Source organism: Bradyrhizobium sp. Ses1, assembly GCF_059512365.1.
On the sequence record NZ_JCAMOQ010000012.1, the window covers coordinates 12,593 to 31,533 of the forward strand.

15 protein-coding genes are annotated in these 18,941 nt (G+C 64.4%); 7 read left to right on the forward strand and 8 right to left on the reverse strand.

Features of this window, described 5'->3' with window-relative positions; all coding sequences use genetic code 11:
• Positions 1-7: 7 nt before the first annotated feature.
• Together AC5ZG5_RS16275 and AC5ZG5_RS16280 are read right to left on the reverse strand one after the other, a co-directional pair.
• Positions 8-1,723 carry an outer membrane beta-barrel protein gene (locus tag AC5ZG5_RS16275; RefSeq protein ID WP_456642938.1) on the reverse strand — a complete coding sequence of 572 codons (1,716 nt, stop codon included), beginning with the start codon at positions 1,721-1,723 and terminating at the stop codon, positions 8-10.
• A 1,322-nt stretch (positions 1,724-3,045) separates the two neighbouring features.
• Positions 3,046-4,308, reverse strand: a complete 1,263-nt coding sequence (locus AC5ZG5_RS16280) for a serine hydrolase domain-containing protein (protein WP_456642928.1) — start codon at positions 4,306-4,308, stop codon at positions 3,046-3,048.
• 98 nt (positions 4,309-4,406) lie between these two features.
• Between AC5ZG5_RS16280 and AC5ZG5_RS16285 the strand changes: the two genes are divergently transcribed.
• Positions 4,407-5,219 carry a lytic murein transglycosylase gene (locus tag AC5ZG5_RS16285; protein ID WP_028168223.1) on the forward strand — a complete coding sequence of 271 codons (813 nt, stop codon included), beginning with the start codon at positions 4,407-4,409 and terminating at the stop codon, positions 5,217-5,219.
• 164 nt (positions 5,220-5,383) lie between these two features.
• On the opposite strand, the gene AC5ZG5_RS16290 is transcribed toward AC5ZG5_RS16285, so the two are convergent.
• Positions 5,384-6,295 (reverse strand): DUF3313 domain-containing protein, encoded by a 912-nt coding sequence (locus AC5ZG5_RS16290; protein ID WP_456642927.1) that lies wholly within the window; start codon positions 6,293-6,295, stop codon positions 5,384-5,386.
• A 344-nt stretch (positions 6,296-6,639) separates the two neighbouring features.
• On the opposite strand from AC5ZG5_RS16290, the gene AC5ZG5_RS16295 reads away from it, so the two are divergent.
• The 5 genes from AC5ZG5_RS16295 to AC5ZG5_RS16315 all read left to right on the forward strand — a co-directional run bounded on the left by AC5ZG5_RS16295 (position 6,640) and on the right by AC5ZG5_RS16315 (position 11,782).
• Positions 6,640-7,443: a crotonase/enoyl-CoA hydratase family protein gene (locus tag AC5ZG5_RS16295; RefSeq protein ID WP_456642926.1), complete on the forward strand. Its 804-nt coding sequence runs from the start codon at positions 6,640-6,642 to the stop codon at positions 7,441-7,443.
• A gap of 19 nt (positions 7,444-7,462) precedes the next feature.
• Positions 7,463-9,328 carry a feruloyl-CoA synthase gene (locus tag AC5ZG5_RS16300; protein WP_456642925.1) on the forward strand — a complete coding sequence of 622 codons (1,866 nt, stop codon included), beginning with the start codon at positions 7,463-7,465 and terminating at the stop codon, positions 9,326-9,328.
• A gap of 20 nt (positions 9,329-9,348) precedes the next feature.
• On the forward strand, positions 9,349-10,110 hold the full coding sequence (locus tag AC5ZG5_RS16305; RefSeq protein WP_208828322.1) for an SDR family NAD(P)-dependent oxidoreductase: 762 nt from the start codon (positions 9,349-9,351) through the stop codon (positions 10,108-10,110).
• A gap of 9 nt (positions 10,111-10,119) precedes the next feature.
• Entirely contained in the window at positions 10,120-10,539 is a 420-nt protein-coding gene (locus AC5ZG5_RS16310) for an acyl-CoA thioesterase (RefSeq protein ID WP_456642924.1), read from the forward strand.
• 91 nt (positions 10,540-10,630) lie between these two features.
• Entirely contained in the window at positions 10,631-11,782 is a 1,152-nt protein-coding gene (locus tag AC5ZG5_RS16315) for an ABC transporter substrate-binding protein (RefSeq protein WP_456642923.1), read from the forward strand.
• Between the two features lie 22 nt (positions 11,783-11,804).
• Here AC5ZG5_RS16315 and AC5ZG5_RS16320 read toward each other — a convergent pair whose 3' ends face one another.
• The 3 genes from AC5ZG5_RS16320 to AC5ZG5_RS16330 are packed head-to-tail and all read right to left on the reverse strand — an operon-like array spanning position 11,805 to position 15,348.
• Positions 11,805-12,536 (reverse strand): ABC transporter ATP-binding protein, encoded by a 732-nt coding sequence (locus AC5ZG5_RS16320; protein WP_208828319.1) that lies wholly within the window; start codon positions 12,534-12,536, stop codon positions 11,805-11,807.
• On the reverse strand, positions 12,533-14,302 hold the full coding sequence (locus tag AC5ZG5_RS16325) for a branched-chain amino acid ABC transporter ATP-binding protein/permease (RefSeq protein ID WP_456642922.1): 1,770 nt from the start codon (positions 14,300-14,302) through the stop codon (positions 12,533-12,535). The genes AC5ZG5_RS16320 and AC5ZG5_RS16325 overlap by 4 nt, the downstream gene beginning before the upstream one ends.
• 5 nt (positions 14,303-14,307) lie before the next feature.
• Positions 14,308-15,348 (reverse strand): branched-chain amino acid ABC transporter permease, encoded by a 1,041-nt coding sequence (locus tag AC5ZG5_RS16330; RefSeq protein WP_456642921.1) that lies wholly within the window; start codon positions 15,346-15,348, stop codon positions 14,308-14,310.
• 159 nt (positions 15,349-15,507) lie between these two features.
• Here AC5ZG5_RS16330 and AC5ZG5_RS16335 point away from each other — a divergent pair, with 159 nt between their 5' ends.
• Positions 15,508-16,026, forward strand: coding sequence for a MarR family winged helix-turn-helix transcriptional regulator (locus tag AC5ZG5_RS16335; RefSeq protein ID WP_028166743.1), 519 nt, complete (start codon positions 15,508-15,510; stop codon positions 16,024-16,026).
• 332 nt (positions 16,027-16,358) lie between these two features.
• Here AC5ZG5_RS16335 and AC5ZG5_RS16340 read toward each other — a convergent pair whose 3' ends face one another.
• Together AC5ZG5_RS16340 and AC5ZG5_RS16345 are read right to left on the reverse strand one after the other, a co-directional pair.
• Complete coding sequence (locus AC5ZG5_RS16340) at positions 16,359-17,639, reverse strand: glycerate kinase type-2 family protein (RefSeq protein WP_456642920.1); 1,281 nt, start codon at positions 17,637-17,639, stop codon at positions 16,359-16,361.
• Positions 17,639-18,871 carry an ABC transporter substrate-binding protein gene (locus tag AC5ZG5_RS16345; protein WP_130226608.1) on the reverse strand — a complete coding sequence of 411 codons (1,233 nt, stop codon included), beginning with the start codon at positions 18,869-18,871 and terminating at the stop codon, positions 17,639-17,641. Before AC5ZG5_RS16345 ends, AC5ZG5_RS16340 begins: the two co-directional genes overlap by 1 nt.
• Positions 18,872-18,941 lie beyond the last annotated feature (70 nt).

The following is an 18,941-nucleotide window of genomic DNA, read 5'->3' on the forward strand; positions in this document are numbered from 1 at the left end:
CAAGGTTCTAATTCACTGCATCGAATTTGTAGGACGTCTGCAGGAACGTGCCGAAGCGTTCGGCGCGGATCGGGAGGGTCGATGTCGGAAACGGACTGCCGAATCCCCTCGTGAAAACATCGGTCGCCCACATCGACCAGAAGCGGCCGCCGACGCCGACACTGAAGCGCTCGGTCACGTCATAGGTCAGCACGGCTTCGAGCTGCATGCCGCGCCCGGTGCCGTTGGCCGGGGAATAGGGCGACGGCTCGTCGGAACGCAAGTAATGCGTATCGAGACCGGAAACGGAAACGTAGGGCAAATAGGCCGCGTCGGCCGTGAGCTTGAGTCCGGGCGCAATCGTGACGATCCCGTTCACACCGATGCGCAGAGAGTGCCAGTCTTCGGACTGCGAGATGGTGATCCCGGTGGTCGGCGAGGGAACGGCGCAAATCACGCCGCCGCCGGGATACGCAATCTGGACGCATCCATAGGAGTCCTTGCGGTCGCGATAGAAATTATAGCCTGCGAACGCCCCGAATTTCGCGCCCGGCGTTTCCAGCAGGGTGTATCCAACGTCCAGCGTGGCATAGGCAATCGTGCCCTCGACCCTGCCCTGGTCTGTGTTCGAATAGGCCATGGCCGTGTTGCGATAGGTTGGTAGCCAATCCTCATCGTTCATGTGGCCAGATGTCAGCCCGCCACCGCCGGCAAAGCCTTTCAGGAACACCCTGGCCGGACTGTCGACCCGGCCGAACACCTCGCCGGAGTGCCCTGTGGTCTCATAGGTGAGCCGTGAAATCAGCGCGTTCTGCAGCGGCTGATCTGTGCTCATACCGAGATCGTTCTGATAGCGACCGCTGCTGTACCAGTAACGCGCGCCGACTTCCGCCGACCACCCGGAGACCGACGGCGTCGCCGTCAGCAAAGCAGCGAGCCGATTGTCCCAGCCGCGCGATGCGTCAACACCAGGGCGATAGTTCACGCCGAGCTTGACGACATGGCTGTCCTGCCGGACTCCCGTCGGCAGACCAGCGGTTTCGACCAGGCCGGCTGGATCGAGCGGCGCCGTCTGAAGACCGCCGAGCGGCGTCGCGATGTCGCGGCTTCCGAAATTGGCATAGTCGTATTCCAGCTTCATCGACCAAGCCGGTGCCAGAGCGTGTTCGACACCGAGCCCGATTGTCCATCCCCACTGCACGGCATTGGCGTCCACCGAAGCTTCCGGCCGCCCGAAGAAATCGAGAGCGTTGGTCGTCATCGAGAAACGGCTCGACAGAAACGCAGCACCGCCTTTCACATAGGCCAGCGAGTGACCGGCCGGCCCAAAGGCCTGGCCGACCCGCCCGGTGATCGTTCCCATCACATCCTGCCGGATACGACAGTTCGCCGAGACGAACAGGCCGGAATAGGCGAGACAGGTGTTGGTGCCGTCGACATCGACGGCGGAGACATCGGCTTCGAGGCCGAACACCCATGGTGATCCGGCCTGCTGCCAGTTGTAGCCAAGCTGGCCACCGATGAGCGCCTTCGGCGTACGGATGTCGTCGCCATAGATCGACGGACCGTAGGGATCACCGACATGGGTGATGCCGGAGCCTCCGCCAAAATGTCCGCCGATATAGAAGCCGTTCCAGGTCCACGGCAGTGGCGGCGCCTTCACGACCGGCCGCACAATGTCGGCAGAAAAAGCATCCGTTCCGTTCAGCGCCATGAGCACGCCGACCGCCACCACGTACCGCATCCGTAACACGAGCCGAGTCCTTGCCTTCGAGGAAACCAACTACGCATTACTGAGCCCGCACTATGGTAGGGGCGAAGATTCGAACACCACTGGAGATAGCACATCAGCCGGGCCCGGCAACACCGACCCGCGCGGAATGGAGCCAAGCGTTACCACGCGAAGCTGTGGTGGAGCAGTCCGTAGGATGGATAGAGCGCAGCGAAACCCATCGCGATGGAGCAAGCCGCCCGAATGATGGCTTTCGCTTCGCTCTACCCGTCCTACGATTCTCGCTGTCGTCCCGCGAAAGCCGTAGGGTGGGCAAAAGCGCACTTGCGTCGTGCCCACCATCCAGTGCTGTGCTCGCGATGGTGGGCACGCTTCGCTTTGCCCACCCTACGGCACCGCCAGGACGACGCCGTCATTGCGAGCGCAGCGAAGCAATCCACCTCTCCACGCGCGGAGGTATGGATTGCTTCGCTGCGCTCGCAATGACGGGGATGGGTTCTGATTCAAATTTCAAACAGCGTGAGGATGTGAGTTCGCGTTCTCGCGGCGCATTGCGTCCGAGCTTTGCGTTACTTTGCACCCTCATCGATAGCAGAGGGCGCAGGGAAAGCCGGGTGCTGGTTGCACCCGTGGGTCCCGTGCAACAAAAAGCACGGGGGTAGGACCACAGGTTCAACCGAAGCATTCCGGCTTTCCCTGCGCGATGGTGTTACGGTTTCCTTCGTGCTCTCCCCGGTGACCGGGCTTTTTTGCCACCGTCACCCGCGGCAGCTCTTTGCTGCTCGCGAGCTTAGCGCCAGCGTCGGGGCGCCAGGACCACACGACTTCGCCGTCCGCTGATGTTGCGTTCGTCTCTCGCAACACCTGCGTCCACCGCATCTCACCGCAACGTTCGTGACGATCGCGACCCGCCCCTCATCCGCTGTGAGACGCGCGGAGTTAAATCACTGATTTGCCCGACGACGGAAGCGGATTGTTTTTCGCGCGAAGGGTGGACAGGGCAAATCACGTTGATTGGCCTAAGGAAAATCGCGCGAATGATACGACGCCGTCACGCCCGGGCAAAAGCGCGAAGCGCGTCTTCGCGCAGATGTCCGGGGCATCCACGTCCTTCGCGCCCGGGACAACGTGGATGGCCGGGTCAAGCCCGGCCATGACGGAGGAGAGGATTGCGCAAATGCGTCCCCTGTCATTCCGGGGCGTCCGAAGGACGAGCCCGGAATCCATTTCTCCACCTGCGCACGCGGCGTGATGGATTCTCTGATGTGCAATTGCACATCATAGTTCGCGCTGCGCGCGCCCCGGAATGACGGAGGCGCAACCGCCGGCGCGCCTCACCGCACTATGGCGCCGTAGATGATGTCCTGGACCTGCTCGCGGTAGTACTTTCGGAGCTCGCCCGGCGCCGCCGTTCCGACGACCACAACCAGGCGCTCCTTCGGGTCGCAGAAGAACTGCGTGCCATAGGCGCCGTTCCAGGTGAACTCGCCGGGGTTGCCGGGGACCGCTGACAGACCTTCGCTCGTTCGCACCGCCACCCCGAGACCGAAACTGAAGCCGCCGCGATGCGGCTCCACGTTCGCGACGTTGTTCTTGATCTCGGGCCCGAGGTGGTTGGAGGTCATGTGATGCACCGTCTTGGGCCCGAGAATGCGTTTTCCCTCGAGCTCCCCACCATTGAGCAGCATCTGGCCGAAGCGGAGATAGTCGCCGACGGTGGCAAACGCGCAGGCGCCGCCGCAGTCGAACTTCGTCGGCGTGTCGAGCAGCCTGATGCTCTGCGGCCTGCCCGTCAGCGGGTCATTCGGAAACGGTCGGGCGAGGCGGTCGCGCTCGCCCTCCGACGGATGGAACGTGGCGTCCTTCATGCCGAGCGGCTGCCATACATTCGCAGCCAGATAATCGCCGAGCCGCTGCGAGGTGACTTTTTCGATCACCGCGCCCAGCACGTCGATCGAGAAGCCATATTCGAATTCCGTCCCCGGCTGGTGCACCAGCGGGAGCTTCGTGATGCGATCGATAAAGGCCTGCGTATCGCCCTCGACTGCCGGCGCCGTGCCGTCAGGATAGAGGCGCGCGAGCGGGCTCGCGCTGTCCGGCCGACCGCCATACATCAGGCCGGAGGTGTGGCGATAGAGGTCATGAATGGTGATCGGCGAAGCCTGCGCTTCCATCTTCAGTGAACCGTCCACCTGCGGAACGCCGACCTTCATGTCGGCAAAGGCCGGATAATAGTTGGCGAGGCTGGCCTGCAGCGGCAGGCGGCCCTGCTCCATCAGTGTCAGCCCGGCGACCGCCGCAAGCGGCTTGGTCATGGACGCCAGCGCGAAGACGGCATCGAGCGACATCGGCGTGCCCTTGGCCGGGTCGAGCTGGCCGTAGGCTTTGTAGAGCACGAGCTTGCCGTCCCGGGCGATCGCGACCACGGCGCCGGGCACCCGTTTCGCCGCAATCTCGCGGGCGAAGAAATCGTCCAGCCGGGCAAGGCCCTGTTCCGAGAATCCGACGTCATCAGGCTTGGCTTCGGGCAATGGCGCAGCATGTGCCATTTCGAGAACGAGGCCAGCAGCCACGGCCGCGGCGATGAGCCTTTTCATGATTTCCTCCCCGGTGCGGATTTCGCCCGATTGTTATGCGATTTATGCGTCCACCCAATTTATGCTTAAATCATGTCTGCCGACCAACGGAGTTCGAGATGACCAGGAAACTTGCAACCGCCGCCCTCATCGCCTTTGCGACGCTGGCGCCTTTCGGCACAAGCGCGAAGGCGGCGCAATGCGGTAACGGTCCCGGCGGTTTCGAGGCCTGGAAGGCGGAATTCGCCCGCGAGGCGAGTGGCAAGGGCATCGGACAAGCCGGTGTCGCCGCCTTGATGCAGACGCACTATGCCAGCGCGACCATCGCCGCCGATCGCGGCCAGCGCAGCTTTGGCCTGTCGCTCGACCAGTTTCTCGCCAAGCGCGGCGCCTCGACCATCGTCGCGCGCGGACGATCGCTCAAGCAATCCCACGCAGCGCTGTTCGCCTCGATCGAGCAGCACTACGGCGTCCCACCCGGGCCGCTGATCGCGATCTGGGGCATGGAGACCGGCTTTGGAAGCCAGCGCGGCAATCAGAACATGCTGTCCTCAATCGCCACTCTTGCCTATGACTGCCGCCGACCCGAGTTCTTCACCGATCAGCTCTACGCGGCGCTGAAGCTGGTCGACCGGGGCGTGCTGTCGGCAAGCACACGCGGATCCATGCATGGCGAGGTCGGCCAGACCCAATTCATGCCGAAGAACATCCTGGCCTATGGCACCGGTAATCTCGACGTGGCCGCCAACGCGCTCAACTCGACCGCCAACTTCCTTAAGGCCCACGGCTGGCGCGCCGGCGCCGGCTACCAGCCCGGCGAACCCAACTTCGCGGCGATCGAAGCCTGGAATGCCGCCGGCGTCTATCAGAAGGCGATCGCGATCATGGGCCGCCAGATCGACGGCGAAGGCCGTGCCTCGGCGGCGAGGTGACAGCTGGTAGGGTGGGTTAGCCGAGCTACGGCCTCCGCTGCTTCAACACACGAAGGTGCAAGGCGTAACCCATCATCCTTGGCGAGAGCGAATGGTGGGTTACGCCTCCACCTTCGCTCTTCGAGCTTCGGCGGACGCTAACCCACCTACAAACCACGAACTGACTATTGAGCCTGCGCGGTCGTGGTGCTGGCATCGGGCACCTTGTCGTTCCAATCCGGCGGTACGCCGATCGCTCCTCCGACCAGGCCCGCGATGCCCGGCTCGCGGCCGAATGCTTCGCACGCCGCATATTTCGGCGCGCCACCCGCCCATGACTGGATGCGATCCATGGAAGGTGGTTTCCCGAGCCCTCCGAAGGGTGTCTTGCCGGTGACCAGCATGCGGCTGAAATCGTCGCCGAACGCACTCGCCAATTCGTAGGCATCGCCCGACGGAGACACACGCGCCGAACCGGAGAGGGCATTCGCGCCGCGCCCCCAGACCATGGCGCCTTCCTGCTTGCCGTCGCGCGCCCTCGCTTCCGCTTCGACCGACAGTGAGCCAAGGCCAATGGGAATGCGCGGAACCGGCACCGGCACGCCGGGCAGCAGCACGGTCTTGGCAACGGATGCCCCTTTCGATGCCGCCACCGCCTTCTCGTCGGTCGGCGTCATCTGCGTGATCCGCGAATGAACCGTGATATCCGCGTCGTCGTTCGCGGCGACCACGGTGAAGCGTTCGCTGAGGCCGGCGCAAAGGGAGCGATCGATCGCATTGGCGACCAATCTTCGCTCCTGATCCGTGATCCCCTCCACCCTTGCCTTCTCGGCAATCGTCGCGGGGACGATCCGCACGGTGCGTGCCGCCAGCACCTCTTGTTCACGCACATAGAGCTTCGACTTCGTGACCACGCCGTCGGAGGGTTGGAGCTGACTATACGATGTCAGCGACCCGCCCTCATCCAGCGCCACCGTGGCGCAGCCAGACATCAGGCAGGCCGCGGCCAACGCCGCCACACCCTGCAACCTGGCGCGACCGGACAAATTCCGCATCCGCCGTCGGAGCAGATTCGGTAGCAGGCGATGAACGACCATCTGACAGTCCTGTTTCTGACGGCAATGCTGACGACCGTCAGATGCACGACCGATTGAGGCGGAGATATGCTCTCCTCAATACAGATAGATGATTGCGAAATCCTGTCGCAATCGCCGCCGGTATCGTGGTGGGATTCGCTCTGCCGCATCACGCTTGGGTCGGGGACAATGTCGTAGGATGGGTAGAGCGCAGCGAAACCCATCATTCGCGCAGCTTGCTCCATCGCGATGGGTTTCGCTGCGCTCTACCCATCCTACGGGGCTCGCTCGCGATGACGCATCGTATTGACTCCCGGGCCAATCGTTATAAGGTATAACTATTCTGGGAAGGAAACAATAAGGCCATGGGAAACGCCGACTCCGCCGCGATCGAGGATCGCGCGGCGCTACTGACAATCGAGAACAACGGCGCGGTCCTGACCGTGGGCCTCAACCGGCCGGCCAAGCGCAATGCGCTGAACGACGGCATCATGCTGGCGATCCAGGATTGCTTTTCCGACATCCCCGATGGCGTCGGCGCCATCGTCGTCCACGGCATCGGCGACCATTTCTCCTCCGGCCTCGATCTCTCCGAACTCTCCGAGCGCGACGCGACCGAAGGCCTGCAGCATTCACAGATGTGGCACCGGGTGTTCGACCGCATCCAGTACAGCCGCGTGCCCGTGATCGCCGCACTGAGGGGCGCCGTGATCGGCGGCGGGCTGGAGCTTGCCTGCGCCGCGCATATCCGCGTCGCCGAACCGTCAGCCTATTTCGCACTGCCCGAAGGCCAACGCGGCATCTTTGTCGGCGGCGGCGGATCGGTGCGGCTGCCGCGCCTGATCGGCGTGCCCCGCATGATCGATATGATGCTGACGGGACGCGTCTATTCCGCGACCGAAGGCGCGGCCTACGGCTTCGCACAATATCTGACGGACGCGGGCGGCGCATTGCCGAAGGCGATCGAGCTTGCCGAGCGTATCGCCGGGAATGCGCCGCTGACCAATTTTGCGGTGCTGCAGGCGCTGCCGATGATCGCCGAAGCCAATCCGCAGACCGGGCTGTTGATGGAATCGCTGATGGCGACGGTGGCGCAGAGCGACAAGGAGGCGAAACGCCGGATCCGCGAATTCCTCGAGCACAAGACCGCGAAAGTGAAGCCGACCTGAGATGAGCGCGAGAGCCGACATGTCAGCGCTAGTTACAGACGTCGCCGCGCATCCGCTGCGCGCGATATCGTTCGGCAATCCCGCTGTTATCATCGAGCGCCGCGACGATGGCACGATCTATCTTCGCCCACGCAGCAAGCTCCTCGATTATCCGCAGCGCATCACCGATCGGCTGCATCATTGGGCCAAGGTCGAGCCCCGCCGCGTGTTCATGGCGGAGCGCGCCGCGGACGGCGCGTGGCGCGAGATCAGCTACGCTGAGCTGCTCGATGCCGCGAGGCACATCGCCTCGGCACTGATCGCGCGCGGCCTGTCGGCGGAAAAGCCGCTCGTGATTCTGTCGGGCAATTCGATTGACCACGCGCTGCTCGCGTTCGGCGCGCTCTATGCCGGCGTGCCGTTCTGCCCGGTGTCGCCGGCCTATTCACTGGTGTCACGCGATTTCGGCAAGCTCGGTTTTGTCATCAAGCTGCTGACGCCCGGCCTTGTCTTCGCCGATGACGCCGGCAAGTTCGCCGCAGCGCTGTCCGCGAATGTAGCGCCAGAGACCGAGATCGTCGCCACGCGCGGCGACCTTCCCGGCCGGGTCGTGACCAGACTTTCCGAGCTGCTGGCCACGCCGGAGCATCCGCTGCTCGACGCTACACACCAAGCCATCACGCCGGACACGATCGCGAAATTCCTGCTGACTTCCGGCTCGACCGGCAACCCCAAGGCCGTCATCAACACCCAGCGCATGCTCTGCGCGAACCAGGTGATGTTGCGCGAGACATTGGCGTTCCTGAAGGACGAGCCGCCTGTCATCGTCGACTGGCTGCCCCGGAATCACACCTTTGGCGGCAACCACAATATCGGGCTGACGCTGTTCAACGGCGGCTCGATGTATCTCGATGAGGGCAAGCCGATGCCCGGCGGCATCGAGGACACCGTGAAGAACCTCCGCGAGATTTCGCCGACGGTCTATTTCAACGTGCCCAAGGGCTATGAATCGCTGCTGCCCTATCTGCGCGACGATGCGAACCTGCGCGCGAAGTTCTTCGGCCGCCTGCACGCGATGTTCTTCTCGGGCGCGGCGCTGTCGCCCTATGTCTGGAACAGCCTCGACGAGCTTGCGGTCCGCGAGACCGGCTTCCGTGTGCCGATGCTGACCGGGCTCGGCGCCACCGAGACCGCGCCGTTCTTCATGTCGGTGCGACCCGACACCAGCCGCTCCGGCCATGTCGGCCTGCCCGTATCAGGCAACGAAGCCAAGCTGTTGCCGAACAACGGCAAGCTCGAAGTGCGCGCCAAGGGGCCGAACGTCACACCGGGCTATTGGCGCCAGCCCGAATTGACCGCCGCCGCCTTCGACGAAGAGGGCTTCTACAAGTTCGGCGATGCGCTGAAGCCGGCCAAAGCGGATGATCTTGATGCCGGCTTCGATTTCGATGGCCGCATCGCCGAGGATTTCAAGCTCGCGAGCGGCACCTGGGTCAGCGTCGGCCCGCTCCGCGCGCGCTTCATCGCGACCTGCGCGCCGCTCGTGCGCGACGTCGTCATCGCCGGCATCAACCGCGACGAGATTTCCGCCATCGTGATCCTGGATCTCGACGGCTGCCGCGTGATCAACCCGGCGCTATCAGCCAACGATATCGCGGCGGCGGCGTCCGATTCCCTGGTCCGCGCCGCTTTCCGCGAGCGCTTCGCCCGCTTCCTCGCCAGCGCCACCGGATCGTCGACCCGGATCACCCGCGCGATCCTGCTCGATGCGCCGCTATCGATCGATCGCGGCGAGGTCACCGACAAGGGTTCGGTCAATCAGCGCGCGGTACTGGAACATCGCGCAGCGCTGATCGAGGCGCTTTATGCCGATGTGCCGCCTGCGCACGTCATCACATTGAGCTGAGTTTTATAAGGGAGAAGATCATGCAGTTGAAGGATCAGGCCGCCATCGTCACCGGTGGCGCATCGGGACTGGGCGCCGCGACCGCGCGCCGGCTCGCCGCGCAGGGTGCCAAGGTTGCAGTGTGCGACCTCAACGCAAAGCTTGCCGAAAGCGTCGCGGCCGAGATCGGCGGCGTTGCCGTGATCTGCGACGTGTCGGATGCAGCCTCAGCCGAAGCCGCGGTCGCGCAGGCTGCGACAGCGCATGGCCCGGCGCGCATCCTGGTCAACTGCGCCGGCATCGGCGTGGCAAAGCGCGTGATCGGGCGTGACGGCCCGATGCCGCTCGGCGATTTCGACAAGGTGATCAAGGTCAACCTGCTCGGCTCCTTCAACATGCTGCGGCTTGCGACCGCGGCGATGACAAAGCTCGAGCCGCTACCAACCGGCGAACGCGGCGTCGTGATCTCGACCGCATCGATCGCCGCCTATGACGGCCAGATCGGCCAGGCCGCCTATTCGGCTTCCAAGGGCGGCATCGTCGGCATGACGCTGCCGATCGCGCGCGAGCTCGCGCAGTTCGGCATCCGCGTGCTGGCGATTGCGCCCGGCCTGTTCCTGACGCCGCTGCTTGCAGGCCTGCCGCAGGAAGCGCAGGATTCGCTCGCCGCCTCGATCCCGTTCCCGCACCGGCTCGGCGATGCGGGCGAGTTCGCTTCGCTGGCGCTGCACATGATCGACAACCCCTACCTCAACGGCGAGGTGGTGCGGCTCGATGCCGCGCTTCGCATGGCGCCGCGCTGAGGTCGGCGCATGTTCGTGCACCGGCGCGATGTGCAGATCCAGTGGGGCGACTGCGACCCCGCCAACATCGTCTATTACCCGCGCTATTTCGCGATGTTCGACGATTCGACCTCGATCATGTTCGAAGCGGCCGGCTTCTCGAAACAGGACCTCGTCCGCAACTACGGCCTGGTCGGCATTCCCATGGTCGACACGCGGGCGAAGTTTTACATCCCGTCGACGCACGGCGACTGGATTACAATCGAAACACGGGTGGAAAGCATCAAGCGCTCGAGTTTCGAAGTGACGCACAAGGTGTTCAAGGGCGAGGCGCTGGCGATCGAAGCTTTCGAAACCCGCGTCCTCGTCGGCCGCGATCCGAACGATCCCGCAAAATTGAAGTCGGCGCCGTTTCCGCAGGAGATCATTGACCGTTTCATGATGGGCTGATTTGAGTGCCCTGCCCTATTGACCTAAAGAAGGGGCTGGATTGGCTCCGCCAGTTGCTTACACCAACAAGAATAATTCAAGGGAGGAATGAATGAGGAAGGCTTATCTCGCCGCGGCTGCGCTGGCTGCAGCGCTGGCGCTGCCGGGCACGCCGGCATCCGCGCAGAATAACGAGATCGTCATCGGTATCTCGATCTCGACCACGGGGCCTGCCGCGGCGCTCGGAATCCCCGAGCGTAACGCGCTGGATTTCGTGCCGAAGGAGATCGGCGGCGTGCCGCTCAAGGTGATCGTGCTCGATGACGGCGGCGATCCGACCGCGGCTACCACCAACGCGCGGCGCTTCGTCACGGAATCGAAGGCCGACATCATCATGGGCTCCTCCACCACTCCGCCCTCGATCGCGGTCTCCACCGTCGCCAACGAGGCTGGCATCCCGCATTTCGGGCTGGCGCCGTTTCCGATCAACGAAGCGCGCGCGAAATGGTCGGTCGACATGCCGCAGTCGATCCCGATCATGGGCAAGGTCTTGTACGAGCACATGAAGGCGCACGGCATCAAGACCGTCGGCTATATCGGCTACTCCGATTCCTACGGCGACCTCTGGTTCAACGACTTCAAGGCCCAGGGCGTGCCGATGGGCCTGCAGATGGTCGACGAAGAGCGATTTGCCCGGCCCGATACCTCGGTCGCGGGCCAGGTGCTGAAGCTCGTCGCAGCCAATCCCGACGCGATCCTTGTCGGTGCCTCCGGCACTGCCGCGGCGCTGCCGCAGACCGCGTTGCGCGAGCGCGGCTACAAGGGCCTGATCTACCAGACCCACGGCGCCGCGAGCATGGACTTCGTCCGCATCGCCGGTCCCGCGGCGGAGGGCGTCATCATGGCATCGGGCCCGGTGATGTCGCCGGAGAGCCAGCCGGACAGCGCGCTGACCAAGAAGCCAGGGCTTACGCTCAACACCGCCTATGAGGCGAAGTATGGCGCCAACAGCCGCAGCCAGTTTGCCGGCCACTCCTACGACGCCTTCGAAGTGTTGAAGCGCGTGATCCCGGTCGCGCTGAAGGCCGGCAAGCCCGGCACGCCGGAGTTCCGCGAAGGCATCCGCCAGGCGCTGATGAGCGAGAAGGAAATCGTCGCTACGCAAGGCGTCTACAACTGGACCGACAAGGACCGCTACGGTCTCGACGATCGCTCGCGGATCCTGCTCACGGTGAAAGACGGCAAATACGTGCCGGCGATGTGACGATGCGGGGCGGGAGCGTGGATCAAACCGCGCTCTCGCCCTCATGCTGGAAGCCGAGATAGCTTGCGGCGACGCGCTGGTTGCTGGCGATGTCGCGAGCCGCTCCGCTGAGCACGAACTCGCCGAGCTCCATCACATAGGCGCGGTCGGCGATCTGTAGCGCGGCCTGGGCGTTCTGCTCCACCAGCAGCACCGACACGCCGGCGGCGCGAAGCTCGCCGATGGTGCGGAAGATGTCGGCGACAATGATCGGCGCGAGGCCCAGGCTCGGCTCGTCCAGCATCAGGAGTTTCGGAGCGCCCATCAGCGCCCGCCCCATCGCGAGCATCTGCTGCTCGCCGCCAGAAAGCGTGCCGGCGAGCTGCTTGCGCCGCTCCCTCAGCCGCGGGAACAGGCTGTAGACGCGCTCGAACGAATTTGCCGCGGTCGCCTTCGGGACCCGGAATGCGCCGAGCTGCAGATTGTCCTCGACATTCATGGTCGCGAACAATTCGCGGTGCTCCGGCACGAGGCTGAGGCCCGCCGCAACACGATCCTCGATGTCGAGCGTGGCCATGTCTCGGCCTGCGAAGGCGGTGCGGCCCTTCAGCGGCAGGATGCCCATGACGGCGTTGAGCAGCGTGGTCTTCCCGGCCCCATTGGCGCCGATGATGGTGACGATCTCGTTCTCGTTAACTTCGAGCGAGACGCCGCGCACGGCTTCGACCTTGCCATAGGCGATATGCACATCGGACACCGACAACAACGCGCTCATGCCGCGGCTCCGAGATAGGCCTTGATGACCTCGGGGTTCTTCTTGATCGCCTCCGGCGTGCCTTCCGCGATCTTGGTGCCGAAATCGAGCACGACGATGCGGTCGGCGAGGTCCATGACAAAACCCATGTCGTGCTCGACCAAGAGCACCGACATGCCGCCGTCGCGCAATTGCCGCAGCAGCGCCGCGAGCCGCTGCTTCTCCATGTGCCGCAGCCCCGCGGCGGGCTCATCGAGCAGCAGCAGCATCGGGTCGACGCAGAGCGCGCGGGCGATCTCCACGATGCGCTGCTGGCCGAGCGAGAGCGAGCCCGCGAGCTGGTCGATCTGGTCGGTGAGCCCGACGCGCTCGATCTGCCGTGCGGCTTCCGCGAGCAGCCGTGCTTCATCCGCGCGGTCGAGGCGGAGCATGCTGGCGACCGCGCCGGAATGTCCCCGCAGATGCGCGCCGATCGCGACGTTCTCCAGCACCGTCATGTCGGGCACCAGCTTGACGTGCTGGAAGGTGCGGGCGACGCCGAGCTTCACCACCTCCTGCGGCGGCGCGTTCTCGACCTTCCTGCCGAGCACGGAGATGGCGCCGCTGGTTGCGGTCAGGACGCCCGTGATCAGGTTGAAGGTCGTGCTCTTGCCGGCGCCATTGGGTCCGATCAGCGCCACGATCTCGCGGGCCCTGACGTCGAAGCTGACATCGTTGACGGCGGTGACGCCGCCGAACTGCTTGCGCGCCTTGTCGAGCTGCAGGAGCACGGCCGCCGTCGTGGGAGCACGCTCCCGGGCCGGCAGCGTCAGCGAATTGTCCACCGTCCTGCGGACCGCCTTGAACGGCAATCGCGCCATCAGCCACGGCCAGACGCCGGATGGCGCGAGCTGCAGCAGCATCACGAGGAGGATGCCGAACACGATGGTCTCGAGCTGGCTCTGGCCGCCGAAGATGTAAGGAAGATAGCTCTGCAACACTTCCTTCAGGATCACGACGATGCCGGCGCCGAGCACCGCGCCCCAGACATAGCCGGCGCCGCCGACGACGGCGATAAAGAGATATTCGATGCCGGCCTGCGGACCGAACGGCGTCGGGTTGGCGGCGCGCTGGAAATGCGCATAGAGCCAGCCGGACAGGCCCGCCAGCACCGCAGCGTAGATGAACACCAGGAGCTTGGCACGCGGCGTCTGCACGCCGAAGGCTTCGGCCGCGATATGGCCGCGGCGCAGCGCGCGGATGGCGCGGCCGGTGCGCGAGTCCAAGAGGTTCAACGTCAGCACCGCCGATATCAAGACCGCGATCCAGATCGCATAGTAGATCGTGCCGGGGCTCAGCATCTTGTAGGAGCCGATCGCAAGCGGCGGGATGCCGGAGATGCCGTCATTGCGGCCGAGGAATTCGAGCTTGCTGAAGAGGTAGAACAGCGCGATGCCCCAGGCGATGGTGCCGAGCGGCAGATAGTGGCCGGACAGCCGCACCGTGACGATGCCGAGCAGCACCGCGGCGATGCCACTGACCAGGAGCGAGACCGGCAGCGTCAGCCACGGCGAGACGCCATAGGCGGTCGTCAACACCGCCGTGGTGTAGGCGCCGAAGCCGCAGAACGCCGCCTGCCCGAACGAGGTGAGCCCGCCGACGCCGGTGAGCAGCACCAATCCCATCGCCACCAGCGCGGCGAGGCCGATATTGTCGAGCAGCACGATCCAGAATGGCGGGATGCCCGGCACCAGCGGGATCAGCGCCATCACGAGGGCGAAGATGATGAGAGGCAATCGCTGCGTCATCGCGCTCAATCCTTCTCTTCTTCGACCGCGGGCGCCGCGAGCGAACGCAGCACCAGGACGGGGAGGATCAGCGTGAAGACGATGACTTCCTTGAAGTTGCTGGCATAGAACGAAGAGAACGCCTCGACGACACCGACGAGAATGGCGGCGACGGCCGTCAAGGGATAGCTGACGAGACCGCCGATGATCGCCGCGATGAAGCCTTTGAGGCCGATCAGGAAGCCGGTGTCGTAATAGAGCGTCGTGATCGGCACGATCAAAATTCCTGAGATCGCGCCGATCAGCGAGGCCAGCAGGAAGGCGATCTGGCCGGACAATGTGGTGCGGATGCCGACGAGGCGGGCGCCGAGGCGATTGACGGCGGTGGCGCGCAACGCCTTGCCGGTCAGCGAGTAGCCGAAGAACAGCCAGAGCGCGACGATGAAACCAATGGTGAGGCCGTAGACCGCAAGGCTCTGGCCGGTGAAGCGGAGCGCGCCCGCCGTCAGAGCGACGTTGGAGAGCGCGGGCCCGCGCAAGCCTTCGGCGCCGAAGAAGACGAGACCCAGGCCCTGCAGCGCGAGATGGCAGCCGACGGAGGCGATCAACAGCACCAGCACGGACGTATGCGCGATCGGCTGGAACGCGATGCGGTAGAGGAACAGCCCGATCGCCGCCACGATCAGAAGCGCAAGCGCGATGTTGACGGCAATCGGCGTCTTCGGCCCGGCCAGCGCATAGGTCAGCAGGCAGACGGCGACTGGAAAGACGATGTCGACCGCGACGGCCCGCGCGATCAGCCGCGCATGCAGCGACTTCCGCGCAAAGAACAGGTCGAGGCCGAACGCCACCAGTCCCATCGCGACCGCGAGCTTCGCGGTGCCCGGCACCTGGCCGGTCGCCAGCATGGCATAGCTCAGCGCGCCATAGGTGACGAATTCGCCCTGCGGGATCAGGATCACGCGCGTGACCGCGAATACCAGGACCAGAGCCAGCCCCAGCAATGCGTAGATGGCACCGTTGGTGATGCCGTCCTGCAGCAGGAACAGCATGATCGTCGTGTTCAAGGCCGAGCGCTCCCCCTCACGCGGCGGGCCGATCGACGCGTCGCCGCGCTCGATCGTCCGGTGTCGGCTGTTGAAAGCTGCCGACGTTTGATATAGTCAATAACAATTATCGAATATAATCTCAAGAGCCCGACTCCCGGGATTGCGAGCCTCCGAGCGATGACTGTTCCCAAGACCGCCGCCGACGCCGCCAAGGTATCCCGCCCCGTCGCCGGGCAGGATCTTGACGCTTCGAGCGACGATGGCCTGCTCCACCTGGGAGAACTGTCGGGGCTATTGGGCTATTCGCTGAAGCGTGCGCAGCTCAAGGTGTTCGAGGATTTTCTGCGCTGCGTCGCGCCCTTGCAACTCACGCCGGCACAATTCTCGGTGCTCTTGCTGCTCGACCAGAATCCCGGCCGCAACCAGACCGAGATCGCGAGTACGCTCGGCATCCTGCGGCCAAATTTCGTGGCGATGCTCGACGCCCTGGAGAGCCGCGAACTCTGCGCGCGCATGCGCTCGGCAAGCGACCGCCGCTCGCACATTCTCGTGCTCACCGACAAGGGCCGCGCGGTGCTGGCACGCGCCAAGAAGCTCGTCGCCAACAAGCACGAGGCGCGGCTGATCGAACTCTTGGGACCTGAGAACCACGCGGCGCTGCTGGAGATGCTGGCGAAGATCGCGCGCGAGTTTTGAGGGTGGAGCTGCCGTAGGATGGGTAGAGCGGAGCGAAACCCATCGCGATGGAGCATGCCGCGCCAATGATGGGTTTCGCTCCGCTCTACCCATCCTACGATTCTGCCAGATCGTCATCCTGAGGAGCGGCGTCTTCGCCGCGTCTTAAAGGATGAGGCCCCGCCGGTGGCCTCGCCCTTCGAGACGACCGCTGCGCGGCCTCCTCAGGGTGAGGGGATGAGCTGGAGTGCGCCGCGCTATCCACGTCATTGCGAGCGCAGCGAAGCAATCCATAGGGCCGCAAGCGGAGACGTGGATTGCTTCGCTTCGCTCGCAATGACGGCAGCGTGGCGTCAGTCCACCAGGATGACGCGGACGTCGTTGACGTTGGTCAGCGTCGGGCCGGTCAAAAGCAGATCGCCGGTTTGAGCGAAGAAGCCGCTGGCGTCGTTGTTCTCGAGATAGGCCCTGGGATCGAGGCCCTGCGATTTCATCTTCGCGAACGTAGAGTGGTCGATGACGGCGCCGGCCGGGTCGCTGGCGCTGCCGGCACCGCCGTCGGCGCCGTCGGTGTCCGCGGCGAGCGCCGAGACATCGGTCATGCCCTTGAGCAGATCGGCGAGCGCGAGCGCGTATTCCTGGTTGGGGCCGCCGCGGCCATTGCCGCGCACGGTCACGGTCAGTTCGCCGCCGGACAGGATCGCGACGCGCCTGCCCTCGCTGCGGGCCGTCAGCGCGAGCTGCGCGTGCGCGGCGGCGACGTCGCGCGCTTCGCCTTCGAGATCGGCGCCGAGATCGATGGTCGCATAGCCGGCCTCGCGGGCAACCTTGACCGCGGCTTCGATCGAGGCCTTCGGCTTTGCGATCAACTCGAACGTCGCGCGCGCAAAGGCGGGATCGCCCGGCTTGCAGCTTTCGTTGCCAGGATCATCGAGCGCGCGGCGAACAGAGTCATCGATGGCCAGATTGTATTTGGCGACGATGGCGCGTGCGTCCGCAAGCGTAGTCGGATCCGCTACCGTGGGGCCGGATGCGATCGCGGAAGGATCGTCATGCGGCACGTCGGATATCGCGAGCGTCACGATCTCGGCGCGCTGGCCGGCCCGCGCCAAGCGGCCGCCCTTGATGCGCGACAGATGTTTCCGCACGATGTTCATCTCGCCGATCGGCGCGCCCGAGCGGAGCAGCGCCCGGTTCACCTGCTGCTTCTGCGCAAAACTGACGCCGTCCACCGGCGCGATCCAATTGGCGGAGCCACCGCCGGAGATCAACACCAGCAAGAGATCATCCGCGGTCGCCGTCGCCGCCAGCCGCAGCGTATCGTCGGCGGCTTTCAGCCCGGCTTCGTCAGGTACGGGATGGCCGGCCTCGACCACCCTGATCCGGCGGGTCGGCACGCCATGGCCGTGGCGGGTAGTTGCAATCCCCGCCAACAGCGCCGGATCCAGTTCGAGCGCGTCGAGATAGTGTCGTTCGGCCGCCGCCGCCATGGCGGCGGCGCCCTTGCCCGCGGCAAGCACGATCACCCTCCCCTTCGGCACCGGACGGAGGTGCGGCGCCAGCACGACGTCCGGATGGGCGGCAGCTACCGCCGCATCGAAGATCGCGCGCAGAAGAGGGCGTCGGTTCGTCATCAGTTGCCAGAGATCTCGCCGCTGAGGACTTCGCCGAACAACTGCCAGCGTTCACCCTTGAACTGCATCAATTGCAACTGCTCGATCGGCATGTAATCAGTCGCGCTCGTGGTCAGCGTCACGCCCGGTAACAGTCCGCCTTGCGCGAATTGCTTCAGGCTTTGCGCCTGCTTCATGACGTTCTCCCGGGTCAGGTTATCGCCGCAGCGACGGAGCACCTCTACCATCGTAGTCGCAATGTTGTAACCGGTCATCGCCGAAGAGTCGATGCGGTTCATCTCGGGAAGATATTTCGCAAGCAGATCGTCGAACGCCTTGATGCCGGCATCGCCTGCCCACTGGGGATCGCTAACGTCCTTGGCATAGGTCGCCGAGATCACGCCCTGCGCGTTCTCAACCCCCGCCGGCTTCATCACGGCCGCGGTCGAGGCGCTGACGTTGGAGATGATCGTGAGCGGCTTCCAGCTCATCTCGCCGAGCTTCTTGATCGCCTGCGCACCGAACTTCGGCGTGGTGTAAAGCACCAGAACGTCGGGATTGGCCGATTTGATCTTCACCACGTGCGAATCGATGGTCGGTTCCGAGACCTCGTAGCTCTCCTCCAGGACGATCCGCGAGGCGTCTGCGCCGAACCCATCCTTCAGGCCCTTCAGATAGTCCTTGCCCATATCGTCGTTCTGGTAGAGCACGGCCACCTTGGCGCCCGGCTTCTCCTTCGTCAGGTATTTCGCGTAGATGCGCGATTCGCTCTGGTAGCTCGGCAGCCAGCCCATGGTCCAGGGAAAGGTCTTCGGCTCGTTCCACTTGGTCGCGCCAGTGGCGACAAAGAGCTGCGGCACTTTCTTGCTGTTCAGGTATTTCTGGATTGCAGTGTTGGGCGCGGTGCCCAGCGTGCCGACCACCAGCAGAACCTCGTCGCTTTCGACCAGCTTGCGTGCCTGCTCGACCGTCTTCGGCGGGCTATAGGCATCGTCATAGGAGATAAAGTTGATCTTGCGGCCGTTGATGCCGCCCTCGTCGTTGACCTTCTTGAACAATGCAGCCATCGCCTTGCCGACGCTGCCGTAAGCCGAAGCCGGCCCGCTATAGGGCACGATGTTGCCGATCTTGATCTCGGTGTCCGTCGCACCGGTGTCATATTGCTTCTGCGCGAGTGCGGCAGAGGCAGTGGTGGCGGTTACGGCAAAGCCGAGGAATGCGGTTGCAAGGCGGCGTCGGGTCAACATAGGCATAGGACTCCTTCGGAGCAGAAGCTCCCATTCTGGTGCATCGCATTGATAGCGCGGAAAATCATGTTGGCAA